10 protein-coding genes and 1 other RNA gene are annotated in these 17,014 nt (G+C 39.9%); 1 reads left to right on the top strand and 10 read right to left on the bottom strand.

Going from position 1 to position 17,014, the window contains the following annotated elements; genetic code table 11:
• Positions 1-26: 26 nt before the first annotated feature.
• The 4 genes from HRT55_RS06395 to HRT55_RS06380 are packed head-to-tail and all read right to left on the bottom strand — an operon-like array spanning position 27 to position 3,114.
• Positions 27-1,463 (bottom strand): type II and III secretion system protein family protein, encoded by a 1,437-nt coding sequence (locus HRT55_RS06395; RefSeq protein WP_291619754.1) that lies wholly within the window; start codon positions 1,461-1,463, stop codon positions 27-29.
• Position 1,464: 1 nt separating this feature from the next.
• Positions 1,465-2,361, bottom strand: coding sequence for a Flp pilus assembly protein CpaB (gene cpaB / locus HRT55_RS06390; RefSeq protein WP_291619753.1), 897 nt, complete (start codon positions 2,359-2,361; stop codon positions 1,465-1,467).
• 26 nt (positions 2,362-2,387) lie between these two features.
• The gene (locus tag HRT55_RS06385; RefSeq protein ID WP_291619752.1) at positions 2,388-2,876 is read right to left on the bottom strand and encodes a prepilin peptidase; all 489 of its coding nucleotides are present in this window, start codon (positions 2,874-2,876) and stop codon (positions 2,388-2,390) included.
• Positions 2,877-2,913: 37 nt separating this feature from the next.
• Positions 2,914-3,114: a Flp family type IVb pilin gene (locus HRT55_RS06380; RefSeq protein ID WP_291613057.1), complete on the bottom strand. Its 201-nt coding sequence runs from the start codon at positions 3,112-3,114 to the stop codon at positions 2,914-2,916.
• Between the two features lie 186 nt (positions 3,115-3,300).
• Here HRT55_RS06380 and HRT55_RS06375 point away from each other — a divergent pair, with 186 nt between their 5' ends.
• Positions 3,301-5,415, top strand: coding sequence for a hypothetical protein (locus HRT55_RS06375; protein WP_291619751.1), 2,115 nt, complete (start codon positions 3,301-3,303; stop codon positions 5,413-5,415).
• Here HRT55_RS06375 and glpK read toward each other — a convergent pair.
• From glpK to HRT55_RS06345, 6 genes are all read right to left on the bottom strand, one after another.
• Positions 5,412-6,899 carry a glycerol kinase GlpK gene (gene glpK, locus HRT55_RS06370; protein WP_291619750.1) on the bottom strand — a complete coding sequence of 496 codons (1,488 nt, stop codon included), beginning with the start codon at positions 6,897-6,899 and terminating at the stop codon, positions 5,412-5,414. The genes HRT55_RS06375 and glpK overlap by 4 nt on opposite strands.
• Positions 6,900-7,162: 263 nt before the next feature.
• Positions 7,163-9,565, bottom strand: coding sequence for a penicillin-binding protein 1C (pbpC, locus tag HRT55_RS06365; RefSeq protein WP_291619749.1), 2,403 nt, complete (start codon positions 9,563-9,565; stop codon positions 7,163-7,165).
• On the bottom strand, positions 9,546-14,525 hold the full coding sequence (locus tag HRT55_RS06360) for an alpha-2-macroglobulin (RefSeq protein ID WP_291619748.1): 4,980 nt from the start codon (positions 14,523-14,525) through the stop codon (positions 9,546-9,548). Before HRT55_RS06360 ends, pbpC begins: the two co-directional genes overlap by 20 nt.
• Before the next feature lie 412 nt (positions 14,526-14,937).
• Positions 14,938-15,350: RNase P RNA component class A (rnpB, locus tag HRT55_RS06355), an RNA gene on the bottom strand.
• A gap of 54 nt (positions 15,351-15,404) precedes the next feature.
• A complete protein-coding gene (locus HRT55_RS06350; RefSeq protein ID WP_291619747.1) occupies positions 15,405-16,403 on the bottom strand; it encodes a hypothetical protein in 999 nt (332 codons plus the stop codon).
• Positions 16,393-16,929 (bottom strand): sigma-70 family RNA polymerase sigma factor, encoded by a 537-nt coding sequence (locus tag HRT55_RS06345; RefSeq protein WP_291619746.1) that lies wholly within the window; start codon positions 16,927-16,929, stop codon positions 16,393-16,395. Before HRT55_RS06345 ends, HRT55_RS06350 begins: the two co-directional genes overlap by 11 nt.
• Positions 16,930-17,014: the final 85 nt, after the last annotated feature.

Raw genomic sequence — 17,014 nt, 5'->3', positions numbered from 1 at the left:
TGCGGTTACAGCGTTTGTTGTAGCTATCAATAGTAAAAGCCGTTATCGCCAAGCAGCCTAGGTTGCTTGTCATTAACCGGTAAATCCGGTACCAGCGCATCTTGTTGCCAAGAGACATTAAATAAACGCTCTAGATCACTGTACGGGGTATAAAAATCTGTTGGCAGGGCCAAATTCTTTTCGCGCGATGGCTCCACCACATAGGCTTCGGCAATAATCACTAACTCAGTTTCGTTGCGGTTATAGCTAGTTGAGCGAAACAAGGCGCCAAGTATGGGGATATCACCCAGGAAAGGAAATTTACTAACACTATTACTTTCATCATTCATCAGTAACCCTGCCAGCATAAAGCTTTCGCCACTGGCCAGCTCAACGGTGGTTTTAGCACGTCTGACCTTAATGCCAGGTACAGATAAACCATTAAAAATCTGGGCACTATTGTGATCCAAGCTGCTGACTTCCGGTTCAATTTGTAAACTAATACGCCTATCACTTAGCACTGTTGGCGTTATGTTAAGTAATACGCCATATTGCTTAAACTCGATAACCACTTGACCATTTGGCGTTAAACTCACCGGAATAGGGAATTCACCACCAGCCATAAAAGTGGCTGTTTCGCCAGACATAGCGGTTAAGTTGGGCTCAGCTAATATTTTTGCCGCCCCCTCTTTTGCTAGGGCATCAAGCATTATGCTGTGCGAGTTAAGCTTTAGACCGAAAATTTTATTTAAGCCTCCAAAGATATCAACGCCAATGACTTTACCAACCGCTTGATTGATATCCATGCTCGAACTTTCCAAGCTGCCCTGACTCCAATTGGCATTTTGTATACCTAAAAAGTTTTCCCCTGGATGCAGACCTAATTGGGTAGTAACTGTACGAGCAACTTCAGCAATACGTACCCGGATATTGACTTGATTGGGTAAAGTGACCGACAGCTGGTTAATTGGCTCTAACACTTGGTTATTGCTATTATCACTGGCATTTTTTTGTTCATCACCAGTACCTTCATTATCGACAGAAACCATATAGCTGCGCGCTAACTCAATGACCGCCGTGGCCATAATGGCTGAGGGCACTGTGCCCTTTAGCAATAATTGGCCATTATTTGAAATAGCCTCGACTCTTGCTTGTGGATATAGTTCAGCAACTTGCGAATTTAATTCACTAATATTGTGCTGCACTTTTATTTTTTCTGAAAAAATAACCGAGCCACTATTATCAAGGGCATATAAATTAGTGCTGCCCGCTTGACGACCAAAAACAAAAATTTTATTCGCCGCAGGTACCTGATAGCTGGCAATATTAGGGTTCGCAATAAAAATAGTTTTGGCATTACTGGGTAAGTTAATTAAATAACCTTCACTTATGCTTAATTCTAAAGCTAAGCTCTGCCCCGCATAAATGAACAATAAACTAGCTAAGGCCAATTTAACTTGGCAAATAAAAGATTTAGCAGTCATCTTACTTATCTCCTGATTGCTTTTCTTTAGCATGACTAAGTACCTGTTTTTCGCCTTGCATTAACACCATCTGTGCGCGCTGAGCGTGTTGGTAAAATTGCGGTAAAATATCGGAAAATACAGTATTGGTGCTATTATCTTCAGTGGCCGCAAGTTGGCTATATTGTCCTGATGAGCCACGCAATAATAAACTTAAGCGGCCCAGTTGTTGTGCCATCGCTAGTTTTTGCCCCTGCTTAACCGTTACTTCTAAAGTAACAGTACTGTGATCATCGTATTTAATTTTACTGCCCTTACGACTATCATCATCAGCAACTTTTTGCTTATTGAGTTGTCGGTCAACGGCAATTAAACGCACATTAGTAACCAGTTGTCTTACCGAGGCACTGGCGTTAATCTGCCAAACATCTTGTTCTTCACTACGTTTTAACTTGTGATAAAAAATCACATCAACTCTATCTCCGGGGCTAACTAAACCAGCAATAGCTGATTGCGCATCAACCTTAATGGCCATAGCACGCTTACCTTTAACTAACGAGGTAGTGAGAAAGTCACTGTCATGTGGCAAAACTAAACTATCAAGACGAATATAATCGCCATTTGCTAGTGGGTAGCGACTGATGGCACCTTTAAATTTTTTCAATTTAAAATCTTGACGTTTAATTAAACCAACAAGATTTTGTGCTTGTTGCTCTGAGATTAACTGCCAACTAAAATATTGCGCTAAAATAGCTTTTCCGGCATCAAGGTCGGTATTAAGTGTTAATACCGAAATCGGCGCTTCATTTGCTATTGCAGTGTTAATTGCTTTAGTGCCACTTAGCTGCAAGTAAATACCAATAACACCAATAACCGCGATGCTAAAAGTTAGATAAATTATATTTCTGGTCGAAAACATCGAAACCAGCACTCCTAAATCTGTAATTAAAATAAAACAAGGGCAGTGCCAAGTGAGATAGCTATGCCATAGGGAACTGTGGTGATTTTTGTTTTATTGCTTTGGTAACGGAAACTAAGCAATGTTAAACAAAGGTTGTAGCAGATAATTATTAGCGCTAAAAAACCGCCTATGAGTGTTGTTAGCAGCAAAAAAGTCTTGAGCTGTTCAAATTCAAACCAAACAGATAGCGCAGCAATAAGTTTGATATCGCCAGCAGCTAAACCACCTAAGTAATAAACCGGCAATGCTGCCAGTATAAGTAGCAAAGCAGTTAACATTCGCAGCCCTAATTCATCATACGATGCGCTAGCAAGAGCTTGCTGTAAGAGAAGAGTTGCTACCCCACTAAACAACACCAGTAGAGACAACCAGTTCGGCAACTGCCGATAGCGCCAATCTAAATATACTGCGCTAGCTAATAACACTGCTAACAAGTAATAAAGCCAAGTGATGAACAGGGTAATGGTAAGCATTGCTTAACTTCAGCTTTTCAACATCAAGCTTTGCTAATTACTCTGCTGCAGTAAGTTCTGTAATCTTAGTTTTAATGGTTTCAAAAGTTTGCTCAATAATAGAACTCAAGCCTTCATCACCACCAAATGCTGACACCAGTAAACCAACAATAATGGCGGCTAATACGGCGTATTCAATGGCAGAAACGCCGCGTTGGTCTTGTAAAAAAGTTTGAAAATTACGATAAATTGTTAACATGATGCTTCACAGGGTTAATTAATGTTAATTTTTGGTTATTTTACCTAGAGAAAACAAATAACGCAAACAAAAATAATTATCATTAAGGTTGTTGATCTTATTATCACCTAATGGGATAATTTGGCTAATCCCCCATTAGTTGACCAATTCTCCATGCACTTAAAATACTTTTTTTTAGTTAAAATTATGATAGTAAGTTTGTTATTTGGCTGTAACAGTGACACTGATAATAATGACGCTTTAATCCCAGAATATGAACAAGCTAAATACAGTGCCAATAAGTCCAGTTGCATTGACAGTAATTTAAATGGTCAATGTGATACTGGTGAAGCTGAGCTGTTAGCAAGTGAACAAGAGTTGTTAGTAAATCAAAGTCCGATTCTTGCTGTATATGATGACTTTACCCTTTCTGCGATTGCAGGTAGCACATTAGTAACGCCATTTACTACCTTGATAAATAATGAAGTTATGTATAACCCACTAGTAAATGGCAGCATAGATCACGCTAAGTCCTACTTAACTGAAAAACTCAATATAGATTTTAGCAAGTTAGATAAATTTGATGGCCCGATCAGTGAAGGCAACCAAATCATTGCCTCAATTATTAAAGCCCAAACCATTACTGCTGATAATCGCTATTTGCCTATTGCAGCTATGGTTGACTTGATGATTTATAGCAATAATCTTGCAGTGCAAACATCGCAACTTCATGCTGATGCCCTCGTTTATCCAAACTTAGTGACAGGTAATTCATATTTGCTTGATGAAGATAGTAGTGTCAGGTTTAGTCAATTTGATTTACACCCTATTACCGGACGAGCCATTATAGTAACCAGTAATAATAAATTAATTAGCTTAAATGCCAATAGTGGTGCTTATGCCAATATTGAGAACCAGGCCAAAAGCAAAAACACCAGTACCGCAAGCAAGCAGAAAAATGCACAGGTGCGCGCGTACAGTCAACTAAGTGTTGCTTCAGCAAAGGATGATGATGACCACGACGATCATCATGATGATGACGACGACCATGGTGATGAGGATGATTTTGATTGGTTTGATTATTTAAACCAAACCCGCAGCACGGATATCACTAAAATAAAGCAGCATGTTAATAGCAATAACTTCTTTATATTAACCAGTAAAGCAGCATCTGGGATAACGGATGTTTGTAATACTAGCGGTGAGCATGGTTTATTTTTATCCAATGTTCAGGCTAATAAAGATGATGAAGAGCAAACACCCAGAGCTAAGAGCAGGAGTCTGACAGCAAGTCATATTGATGGCTTTACTTCGGCATCTACATCTCTCCCCGTTATCAATGTACCTACCGTAATTCCACCTATTTTTGATAGTGAAGCCAGTTGCTATAACGATGCCATGGTTACCATGGCCAGTAGTATCGACAGTAAGTTATTAGCGGTAGTACTTGATGATGGCTTAGGCCATATAATATATCGCCTGTCAGGTGAGAGCCTAGCATTAGCACCAGACTTTGGTTATCGGGTGCCTGACTTTATCGAACTTGAGCACATTGCCTTATCTCCCAATGGCGAGTTACTCGCTTATACCGAACCAGAAAGTGGTAAGTTATCGCTAATTGACACCAATAACATGAAATTATTAGCAAGTTATCAGTATGGTAATCAAAAGCTCAGTCAAGTTCACTTTAGTGGTGATAAACAACTTGCCGCCATCAATATTGCACAAGAAGAGCTCAGTTTTATAGATATTGTTGATAATAAACTTATCTTGAATAAGAGTTTAGTGTTGCCTTATCCACCAAGTATTTTAAGTAGTAATGCTATAACAAAAATGACTGTTGTGGCAAATGACAAAAATATAAGCTTGGTTAAACACAAGAACAATGACTTTACCGTCAAAGCAATACTTACTGACTTTGATAACACCATAGAGCAAGTCGCAGTGCTCTCTGACAAGGTGGTTTACACTACCGGTGACACCTACCTTTTCGGGGCTGATACCATCAACTATTTAAGTACAAACAGTATTATTGGTTCGCCACTTAGTGCTGCACAGCAATTTTTAACCGCTGGCATAATAATGGAAAATAGGACTGGCGTTTACTATCGCAGCGGAGCATTTAATTTACCAAAAAATCTTGATAAATATGATATTGAAGGTATCAGCATCGAGTGGTCGAGCAACCGTAATGATGAAATTGATTTAGACAATGGCGCCGTGAGCAGTAGCTTAGCAAAAGGTAGCTTACTCAAGGCGACAATTCGCGGTAATTTCCGCTTCGAGCCAGCAACGATAACTAAAACGTTTAGAGTGAATTAGTTCAAAGCAGAAGTAAGGCACTTATTAACGGCATTGTGCCAACCCGCAAGTAAAGTTTTCCCCTGAGCTTGCGGCATGTTTCCGGTAAAAGAGTCTATTTCACCATATAAACTTGCTGGTATAGTTTCAGCGTTCCAAATACCTTGCCCCATAGCCGCTAAAATAGTCGCGCCTAATACGGTTGATTCTATATTGGCTGGTCGCTCAATGGTGACGCCCAATAAGTCCGCTTGAAATTGCAGTAGAAAATTATTGGCACAGGCGCCGCCATCAACTTTCAGTTGCTCAATGTTAAGAGTACTTTCTTGCTGCATCAACTGCATCAGATCATAGCTTTGAAAAGCAATAGCTTCTAACGTGGCTCTAACTATATGCGCTTTAGTACAGCCCTGAGTTAACCCTGTTATCGCCCCTGTCGCCTGCATATCCCAATGTGGCGCGCCTAAGCCGCTAAAGGCCGGCACGAAATAAACACCATTATTATCACTGACACTTAAGGCTAACGTTTCAGTTTCACTGGCATGGTCAATAAGTTGTAATTGATCTCTAAGCCATTGCACCGCCGCTCCTGCGATAAAAACAGCCCCTTCAAGTGCATAAGCTGGCTGACCATTTTTGTCGCAAGCAATGGTAGTCAATAAACCTTTATTAGATAAGTAAGGTTGGTCACCGGTATACATCAACATAAAGCAACCTGTGCCATAGGTGTTTTTGATCATACCCGCTTGGGTACACTGTTGAGCAAATAAAGCCGACTGTTGGTCGCCAGCAACACCGGTAATAGGAATTTCTGCGCCAAGAAAGCCATCGGCAGCACTATGACAGAATAAACCTGCTGAGGTTTTAATGCTTGGCAATATTGACTTAGGAATATCAAAAAACGCCAGCAGCTCATCATCCCATTGTTGCTGGTGAATATTATAAAGCATGGTGCGCGAGGCATTGCTATGGTCGGTGCAATGCGCCTTACCGTGACTTAGTTGCCACATCAGCCATGAATCTATGGTGCCAAAAGCAAGTTCATCCTTTTCTGCCAAGGCTTTTAACTCTGGCTTTTCATTAAATAACCATTGCAGTTTAGTGGCACAAAAATAGGCATCAGGCATCAGGCCGGTTTTTTGATGAAGCCAGTCTGCTTTACCCAAGGTTTTTATTTTTTGACAAAGCCCCGCTGAGCGCCGGCATTGCCAAACAATGGCATTATATACCGGCTTACCCGTCTTTTTATGCCAGACAACTGTGGTTTCCCTTTGATTGGTAATGCCAATGCAAGTGATATCAGCAGAGGTTAACTTAGCTGATTCTAATGCCTGTAAGATACTATCTTGAGTAACTTGCCAAATTTCCATGGCATCATGTTCAACCCAAGTTGGCCTAGGGTAGAATTGTTGAAATTCATTATATGCCGCGCCAACTTCCTGACCTTGAGCCGTGGTAATTCTGATAGTTGTGCCGGTAGTGCCTTGATCTATGGCTAGAATCATTATTAATGCCTTAGCTGCGCTTTAAAGTATTTAGCTAGCTAAAAAGTAAAAATGCCACTAGCCAGTTTAATAGGAGCTTATCATATTCGTCATATCGAACGCTTAATGAGTTAGTCATCAAGTTCTCAATATTGTTAGCTAGATTGTAGTTTAATGCCATTAAGACAAAATACTATCCTTTGAGCTAGCAAAGCATATTTTTTCGGGGGGAAGTATTGCTTGGTTTAGCTAAGAGAAAATCATCACTTAATGAGAAGTCAAACTTATCTAGCGTCACTTACCTGAAAGGTGATCATGTCACTGTTACCATGTGAGTCAATCACCGCTATTTGCTGCTCACCATAACTCTTAGCTGCGTAAAAAAAACTTTGTTTACTGGCTAAGCTTTTTACAAAACTGCCATTGTGATACCAATCAAGCTGGCCGCTACTGCCCAAAACCGAAAAATTAATTACCGGTGGTTTATTAACACTGAGACTTATTATTTCAGTGTGTTTCGCTAAGCCAATTATTTTAATATCGCCAAAGTTTGGTGTCGTGAGCTTGGTACAGTGTTGGCTTTTTTTCGGTAACATTGCCGCACGGGTGAACTTTTTCGGTAACCAAGGTTCAAGTGACTTTGGCCACAACGCCATATACTTTTTGGTTTTTTCTTCAGGGCAAGCAAAGTCAGTCAATAATCCCGTTGCTGTTTCTTGCCAATAAGGCTGTGGGTTCATTTGCCATTTATCATGATTAATCGCTGCTAATGAATTCGGGGTTAACCCTGCAAGGGTAAATGCTTGGTGTGAAACATGACATAAATCTTCAGCGGTCTGCTTTTTGCTTTTACCCAGAGGCCAGCAGATTTCTGTTGTACTAACTTTTTCAGGCTTGTTAAGCCAAACATGATCATTTTGATGCAGGACATCTGAGACATTAAATAACAGCGGTGCTGCCGTTAAGCCGCCATAGTGACCTGGTTGTGGAGTGCCATCAGGGCGTCCTAGCCAGACACCAAGGGTATATTTTGCACTTGTGCCAATAGCCCATGCATCTCTAAAACCATAACTGGTACCCGTTTTCCAAGCTATATCATTGGTAGTTCTGCGAATATTTTCACTTAATAAAGCATTGGGCCTAGGGTTATCAATAAGCATTTTATAAGTAATCCAAGCGGCACTGTCACTCATTAGATAACGTGGTGAATCAGCCGTTTTGTTTTGAATTTCACTTTGATTGTCAGCAGCTACGGGCTCATTATAATAACGAGGAGATAATACTTTTCCTTGATTAGTCAGACTTGAAAAAGCTTGAACTAGTTGCCATAAACTAATGCCTGCACCGCCTAGCGCAATAGATAAGTTAGGTTTTGCGGCTTTCGGTAAAGTTAATTTAATGCCCGCTGATGCTAATTGATTATAAAAATTTTGCGCGCCTAAATGCTCAAGTACCTGTACGGCAGGTACATTTAATGATCGTTGTAAGGCGCTTTGCACACTGACCGGGCCGCTGAACTGACCAGTAAAATTTTCTGGTTTGTAATCAGAATAATAACGAGGGCTATCGTTTAGCAAGCTATGTGAATGTATTAAGCCTTTATCAATCGCGCTGGCGTATATAAAGGGTTTTAAGGTTGAACCCGGTGAGCGAATAGCGCTAATCATATCAACATTACTAAAGCGAGATTTATCATTAAAATCAGCGGAGCCAATATAAGCTTTTACCGTGCCTTTTTTATTATCAATTACCAATACTGCGGCGGAGCTTTTATCTGGCTGGTTACTAATAAAGTTTTTTAATAGGTCTTCAAGGCCGATCTGCAAATCATAATCTATGGTGCTGTTAATTTTTTTATGTTGCGGAAACTCTCGTATCAATTTTCTTGCCAGCAAAGGCGCGTAGTTAGGTCTGCTTGGCTTAGCCGCATACACTTGTTCTTGCTGGGCACTTTTTATTATTGCAGCTGACCATACCTGCTGACTAGCTAAACGTTTTAGTACCTTGTTACGTGCTTTTTCAGCTCTGTGTGGGTAACGGTCAGGGCGTATTTTTGATGGGCTTTGCGGTAATACGGCCAGCAATGCTGCTTCAGCATGGCTAAGTTGCTTTGCTGATTTGCCTAAATAAGCCTGACTTGCCGCTTCAACACCTTCAACAGTACCGCCAAATGGTGCATAGTTTAAATAGAGTGTTAAAATTTCTTCTTTCGATAAGCTTAGCTCTAATTGCAGTGTCCTTAATATTTGTACTAACTTTCCAGAGATAGTGCGGCTATGAGGATGTAAAATACGCGCAACTTGCATGCTAAGGGTTGAACCGCCAGAAACGATACAGCCACAACGCCAATTTAAATATAAAGCGCGCAATAACGATACTGGATTTACGCCAAAATGCGACCAAAAATACTGGTCTTCATAGGTTAATAGCGCTTGAATATAAAGTGGTGAAACCGAGTTAAGGTCAGCTTGTTGGCGCCATATACCATTGCTATCAGCAAAAGCACGCAGCGCACGACCGTCATCAGCATAAACCACTTGAGCAAAGCTCTTTTGTGCTTTAGGAATATTAAGAGGGTAGGCAAGATGTAAGCAGTAAAATAATAGCAACATGCTAGCGATAATGGTGCCGAGCCAAAATCGCTTAGTGCCTGCCGCTTGCTTTATTTTATAGGTTAGTAATTTCAATGGTATCTAGGGTATCACCCACTGCGTTTTTATCTGGTTGATACATGTTTTCAACTAACGGGGCTGGTACTAGGTATTTTCCTGGTGTTACCGCGCGAGCTAAATAAAATAAGTAACTAGTGCCTCTATAACCGACATCAATCGCAGCAACATAACGATCGTCTCTAAACTCTTGATGTAATATATTGGTTTTCTTTTGCCATTCACTAGCGGGTTTACCATCAAAGATAATGCTGTCGAGTTTAATTGCGTGGCTTAAATTCTGATTCTCTAATTCTAAACCAGCAGGTAATAAATCAACCACTAATAAGTCCGGGCTTCGGCGCTCGGAATAAACACGAATAGCTACTAATACCATATCGCCAACTTTTAACTTACTGGCATCTATCTGCTGACCTTTGCTGTCGTAGTAGTCTCGTTCAATGGTCAAATCACCCGTTGTTGCTTGCGGTTTTGTTTTACTAACACCTTGATAAGCAAAGTTAACATACAGACGATCAGCAGAGTTATTTGTTAAGCTTAACCCTTGCTGTAAATCAGTTGCCGATAATTTTTGTGTATAAGCACCTGCTTTTTTTATCGTTGATTTCGCTTGATTAAAGCTAAGTAGCGCTTGCCAATCCTTTTGCTCGCCTTGCTCTAAAGATATGCTGGCAAGAAAAAGTGCATTACGCTCTTGTGTGCTTAAATACTTTTTATCGGCAAGTATTTTTGAAAGTGCTAGAGCAGTATCAAAGGCATAATCAAGTTGATATTCATGTTTAATTAATAAATGAATTATCAGTGCCTTATCGCGAATAACCGAACCATAATCACTTAAATATTTCGTGCCACGTTCAAGCACTACAGCTTTATCAAACATGGCTTGGCTGTTAACGTCATCACCTTGATTTTTAAGCGCTAAGGCTAAGTGAATTAAAGCTAACTGACTTTCAGCATCTTTGCTTTTGTGTTTAGCCAGATCACGTAACTTGGCTAATGACGCTTTATTGTGTCGAGATAACACATACCCCGCATAAGCACGGTAAGCAAAATCGTAATGTTTTACTGATTCTGACCAACGGTTGGTATAAGTACCATTTTGATTTTTTAAATAAGTCGTTAAGCGAGCCATGGTTTTTTGGTATTGCTGGCGATTAACTTCAATACCTTGTTCTTTAGCATCCGTTAAAAAGTCTCCGACGTAAGCAGTTAACCAATGCTCTTCTTGACTGGTATTGCTCCATAAACCATAACTACCATTTTTCAATGCTTTGGCTTGAATGCGTGATAAACCATAGTTAATGCTTTCCAAGCGATGTTTATTAGACGTATTTTTTAAATCAAGGGAGTCTAGTATTTCTTTATTAGCATATAACCAGGGGTAGGTTGAACTGGTCGATTGCTCTAAACAGCCATAAGGATATTTTAGTAAATGTTTCATTTGTTCGCGGCTGTTAAATTCAACCATATTATTTACCGATAACACCGCCTCAAGAGTATTTGCTTTTAAATGAGCGTAATCACTTGGGCTAAAACTAAAAGATTGATCTTTAATTAACGTGGCATTTTTATACTCAATTAATGCTGGATAGGCTGATCGTACGGCGATATGCCAGTTTCTATCGATGGGATAGCCCTCAACCCCTTGTACAGATAGTGATACTTTCGATCGTCCTTCTTGGCTACCAACCGAAACAGGGTAGATCAAAGTGGTTTTTTCTTTGGCTGCTAAGGTGATTTCTTGGCTATTGTTGGCAGTAGCATCACTCTTCGAGTTGCTTTTAGAATCAGCACTAGTGAGACTAACGGGGCCTGTCGTGGTTAAAGCCACGGTTAATGTTTGCGTTTGTTCGGTGGAGTTGTGTAAATCAAGGGCAAAGGTTGAATGGTCACCGGTTGCTAAAAAGCGCGGCATGGCTATTTGACTAACAATAGGTGCAGCGATAGTCATTTCACTTTCCGCAGAGCCAAATTTATCATCGGTAAAAGCGATCGCCATTAAGCGTACTCTGCCGTTAAAGTCAGGAATATCAAAAGCGACAGTTGCGTAGCCCTTGTTATCTACAGCAACTAAGCCACTAAAGAGTGACAGTATTTGTACTTCAGCTTGCGCTTTTTTACCGCCGCGACTTAATTCTGCATCGCCACCAAATTTTTGTTTCGCTAGTGGCGCATCATTTAAGTCAATTAAGTTTTGATACAAGTCTCGGCTATCTACTTGAAAACGTCTTGGTTCAAAAAAGAACTGGTGAACATCAGGTGTATCAAAATCGGTTAGGCTTAAAACGCCAACATCAACCATAGCTAAGGTTAATTTAGCTTGTTGATCAGCATGACCATTCACTTTTACTTTAACTTGGTAGCTTTGGTTAGGATAAATTTCCTTAGCAGACTCTATCTCAAGCTCAAGCTTACGTGACTCGCGGTTAAGTGGTAAATGAATTAAACCGATGGCGCGCGTTGGGGTAATGCGTTTTTTATTATCGCCGTACTGTAAATGCACAATTGAGGCATAAATGTCATGGCGTTGCCATTTTTCATCAATGTTTATCGCAACATTAAGCCCCTCAGCAGGTATGGAAATGCGCTGTGAATAAAGCAGCTTGTCCGACTCTATCAGCAGTAATGCTTCACCTGCTTTTGGTGGCACTATGCTTAATTGTGCAACATCACCTGCGTTATACGAAGCTTTATCCCAAGCGAGCGATACTTTATCTGGACGAGCGGCTTGCGATGATGATTGATTATTTCGCCATGAGCTATACCAGTCATGACCGGCAAAAAATCGTACACTGGTCATTGTTTTAGTTGCCGCATCGCTAATTTCTAAACGATAACGGCCGTATTCAACGGGCACGTCTAACTGACTGGCTTTATTAGCATTGGTATCGACAGCACTGTTGTATTCAACAAATTCACTGTCTGACCAACGATAATGCCAGCCATCACTATTGTTAAACTCCCAAAAATAACGACGGTCTTCTCTGACTAATTTAACATCTAAGGCAGCGTTTTTAGTTAATTTACCCTGTGCATTTGTGGTAACCACATCAAAGGTAACTCGGCTATTGTGCTCTGGGTTATTTTTAAAATGAGGTTTAATGCCAATGAGCATATTACCCGAAATAACGGTTGTTTGATGGCGTCTTGAAATTGCTCGACCACCCGTTTCAAATAAACTTGCTTGTAACGTTACTTGCACAGGTGATTTAACCTTAGCCCAGCGATTTTCTATGGTGATTGTTGTTTTGCCTTGGGAGTCTAGTTTTACATCGGCTAATTTATATTGTTGGCTTAGGTTTTTTTCAATAATATTACCAAACTGAAAACCTTTTAATGCATCAAAAGGCTGACGCTGGGGAGTAATTACAATACGTGATTCAAAGCGATTACCCGATGCTGGCGCACCATATAAGTATTCACCTAAGACATTAACGGTTAGCTTGTCATTAAGTTGATACAGTTTAGCTGTTTCGCCTTGGTTAAAGGTAAGCTTCAAACGCTCGGGCAAAAATTCTTCAACTTTAAATTTATAGCTCGCTAATATGTGTTTATGTTTACGAATTTCTAGCAGCCAAGTTCCTGTTTTTGCATCTTTTGGTATAGTAAATTGCTGATGAAAGTAACCATCGCTGTTACTGCGCCAAGTAAAATCTTTAGCCGTTTGACCACTGGGATCTTTAATGTTTGCTTTCAGGGCTATTGCCTTAATGCGTTGACCATCTTGATCTCGTAATAAGGCATTAAAATCAACCGATTCACCTGGACGATATAGATCACGAGCACTATAAACAAATATTTCATCGGAAACAAAAGGACGTTGTGCAAGGGTGAATTCAGATAAATCCAATGCGGGCCCAGTAAGAGAAACGACAGAAAAAGAGGCACCTGACTGAGCAACTATATATCTAGCATCAGTTTTCGTTCTTAGTGTGCCCAAGCCATCGGGTGAGCTTTTAAATTGGTCTATTTGTTTGCCGTTATTATTTAATAAAGTGACTTTTACTGCTGAAAGCGGTTTTTGATTGGTTAAACTATTTAAAGCAACTTCTAATTGGTTTTTATAAACACGTACGTGCATGCCTATATCGGTCACCATAAAATGAGTCATTGAAATATCATTGTAAACATCGTTTGGCTCAGTCATTACCGCGAGGTAAATACCCGCGGAGGACAAAGCCTCAATATTTTGGATCGGTAAATTAAAAGTTCTCCGCTTATTTTTTTGCCCATTAAACTGGTAGCGTGCCGAATAAACTTGCTCTGCACGGCTAATACTCTGTTGTGCGTAATAACGGTATACTTTATTTTGAAAAGAGCTTTTATTAGTTAGAAATTGCACAACTTGATCATCAGGCACTTTAAAGTAATCAACATTAACTGCTTTAATATTAACTAACTCAATAGGTAAGCCGTTATGTTGTTTTAACGGTAAAAAAGAGCCTTTACTGGAAAAGTTATAGCTGGCTATTATCTGACGAGTTTTTATTGCTTTAAAAGTATCTTTTTTTAATGTAGAGCCATTATTTGCGCTCAGACCTTTATATACCGTTAGTTTGTATGTGCTTGAAGGCTCAATAAACGGAAAGTAAACCACCTTGTTATTTTTAGACAAGACAATACTATCATCTACCTTAGCACCAGATTTTTCAGTCAGTGAAAAATAATCATCATGTTTCAATTCGGGGTTTAACGGTGCAGAGAAGGTAACTGCTATGGCATTGCCGCCATTAAAACTGCGCTCAGCAATATCTAAAACTTCAACTTTTCGATCACTATAATCTGGCTGACTTTTTTCTTTGATAGTTTTGTTATTACCTTGGATGACAGCAATACTTGGCTTTTCCACAGGCTTTATTGCTGACTTTTGCGTATTATTTTCAGTTTGAGTGCCGGTACTTGCTGGTTTTTCCGAGCAAGCACTAAGCAATAAAAGCAAAGGTAATATTACTTTTAACGTTGTTAGTCCTTTAACCATGTGTTTATCTCTTTGTTAGATACTAATATTTGTTACTGTGTGGCCGACTGATACAGACGGAGAAAATCTCAATTTCCGACTTACTTTTAAATGGCTAATCATAAATTTTACCATTGAAAAAAGACAACCATTAACTAGATAATAACAACTCATAGTTTTGTTGGAAAGGTTAACTATACCGCAAAGCCAATTATGACAAGTTATAGCGATAGTAAAGTAGCAGCTAGTATGAAGAGAGTATTTTATTTAAATTACATTAGTAAAGGCTTGAGCCTTAGCGGCAACTCTATAGCGAAAATTAATAGGTATTATTTCTAATGGGGATATTTTATTTATGTACCATCTTATGTTTCAAAGTTAGCACCAACAAAATCAATTGCAGAAGCCCCGTTTTACCGGGGCTATCTTAGAATAAGTGAGTTGACCACATAAGCCGGGTTTTGTATCTCTTCCGAAGAAGAGTGACAATCATTCGTCTAGGCCTTAAATCGCTCTAAGGCTCAAGCAACCTACCCGGTTTCCACGCGAGCCACGCTTATATTATTAAAGCTTACGCCTAAATAATCATGAAACCCTATTTGGTCTTGCTCCAGGTGGAGTTTACCCTGCAATTACTGTTACCAGCAATCCGGTGCGCTCTTACCGCACCCTTTCAGCCTTACCTGTGAATCCTCGAAAGGAAGCCATCGGCGGTCTTCTCTCTGCTGCACTTGTCGTCGGCTCACGCCGCCCAGGCATTACCTGGCACCCTGCTCATTGGAGCCCGGACTTTCCTCCCGCTAGAAATACTTACGCAAACTAGCCAGCGATTGTCTGGTCAACTCGGGGCGCATTCTACCCTAATATTTTTGTTGCGCCTATAAGTTGACGAAATTATTTTTAATCGAGTACTTCTATCTGTTCAAAGGAATGTTTATGTTCGATGTCATTTGCCAAACTACTCACATGGTCACCCGCTGTATTTCGAGTTAAAACATTAATATTAAAATGTTTTTTTAATAGCTTATATTGAGTAGCTTTATGTTCACTATCGAAAACATCAATTACATAGTATTGCTCACTCTCGTTACGTAAAAACCATTGCTTGTTTTGCTTTTTAAATAATTGATATTGCTGCAATGACAGCAATAGCATAGGGATTGAGCCTTCGAGCTTGCTGAACGATGATTTTTCTTTCAACGTTGCCATTTCTTCGCTGGCTCTTCTTCGCAGCTGTTCATCTGACGAAATTCTACTCGGTGGTGCTTTAAAATCTGGCAGAGCAGGCATCTCAACCGCGACTTTATGATCCTGTTTCCTTGCCGCTTTAACGGGTGGTTGAGCTGATACTTGAGCTAGAGCATGAACAGATTCTTCAATCAGTGTGCTAGCATTTTTCTTAGCTTGATGCCTGCTTTGCTTGGCAAAATCTCGACTTTGTCCTTGCGCCATAACATTTTTTTCAGCAATGCCTATTCTTTTAGTGCTTAGTGCCTGTTCAGCTTGAACAGTTCTTGGCGCTAACATAACATCGCGATTTGGCAGCACAGACTCTTCTCCTTGATTAACAACCAAGGACACCACTAATACCGTTGACGCGGCTAGGCTAAGCGGAACATGCCAAGCGCGTGACTTTTGATTTTTTGATGGTTTTTCTCCATTTAAATCAATTATTTTTGGTTTTGAATCAACAGCTTTATGCGCTGCTGCTAAAATGCGTTGTTCGAGTGAAGCGCTCGGTTGTTCAGTGAACAGCTTATCAGTAGGATTAGTGGTTAGTTCATTTTGCTGTGTATTTTTCTGTGCGCTTTCTAGTTCCGTTTCTAGCTCAGCATAAAGCGCAGCAATGAACTGTTCATCATCGATGGTGACTTTGTTTTTATCATGTTCAGTTGACATAAAAACTTAACCCCTTACGCATTTTTTTTAAAGCATAACGCCATCGGCTTTTAACCTTTTCTTTGTTCTGCTGAGTAATTTTAGCAATATCATCAATACTAAATCCGGCTTCTTGTTTAAGCAAAAACACCTCTCGCTGTTCAAAGGGTAATAATGATATTTGCTGTTTTAAGGCAATGCTTAACGCTTGTTTATCTGGTTCAGCCTGTTCATCATCTGCGTTAGATTGCATTGATTCTTGTGAATATACTTCGTCATCTGCTGTTGTCACTTCACATATGTGGCTTTTCTTTTGCTGATAATCAATTGCTAACCTTCTAGCAATCGTAAATAAATAAGTGGTGAATTTTGCCGTGACTACATAGCTTTGACGCGCATTAATAATTTTTAGCCAAGTATCGTGAGCCAGCTCTTCAGCCACAGTATGTGTCAAATTTTGCCGAACAAAAAAACGAAAAACAACCAGTTTATGGCGATGGTAAAGCAGATCAAACGCTGAAGCATTACCAGTGGCATAGCTAAGCATAAGTGTTTCATCCGCTTCATCTTGGCTCAGTTCATCTAAAATTAGCGTCTTTCCTTAATAACTTGGGTTTTAGTAAATTGGGCAT

It is taken from the genome of Colwellia sp. (assembly GCF_013214175.1).
In the GTDB taxonomy this organism is placed as follows: Bacteria; Pseudomonadota; Gammaproteobacteria; order Enterobacterales; family Alteromonadaceae; genus Colwellia.
This window is presented reverse-complemented; position numbering and strand designations above follow the sequence as displayed.

Bases quoted from the DNA above. Each gene is read 5' to 3' on its own strand.
- HRT55_RS06395 (WP_291619754.1), bottom strand. From the start codon at position 1,463: ATGACTGCTAAATCTTTTATTTGCCAAGTTAAATTGGCCTTAGCTAGT.
- cpaB (WP_291619753.1), bottom strand. From the start codon at position 2,361: ATGTTTTCGACCAGAAATATAATTTATCTAACTTTTAGCATCGCGGTT.
- HRT55_RS06385 (WP_291619752.1), bottom strand. From the start codon at position 2,876: ATGCTTACCATTACCCTGTTCATCACTTGGCTTTATTACTTGTTAGCA.
- HRT55_RS06380 (WP_291613057.1), bottom strand. From the start codon at position 3,114: ATGTTAACAATTTATCGTAATTTTCAAACTTTTTTACAAGACCAACGC.
- HRT55_RS06375 (WP_291619751.1), top strand. From the start codon at position 3,301: ATGATAGTAAGTTTGTTATTTGGCTGTAACAGTGACACTGATAATAAT.
- glpK (WP_291619750.1), bottom strand. From the start codon at position 6,899: ATGATTCTAGCCATAGATCAAGGCACTACCGGCACAACTATCAGAATT.
- HRT55_RS06360 (WP_291619748.1), bottom strand. From the start codon at position 14,525: ATGGTTAAAGGACTAACAACGTTAAAAGTAATATTACCTTTGCTTTTA.
- HRT55_RS06350 (WP_291619747.1), bottom strand. From the start codon at position 16,403: ATGTCAACTGAACATGATAAAAACAAAGTCACCATCGATGATGAACAG.
- HRT55_RS06345 (WP_291619746.1), bottom strand. From the start codon at position 16,929: ATGCTTAGCTATGCCACTGGTAATGCTTCAGCGTTTGATCTGCTTTAC.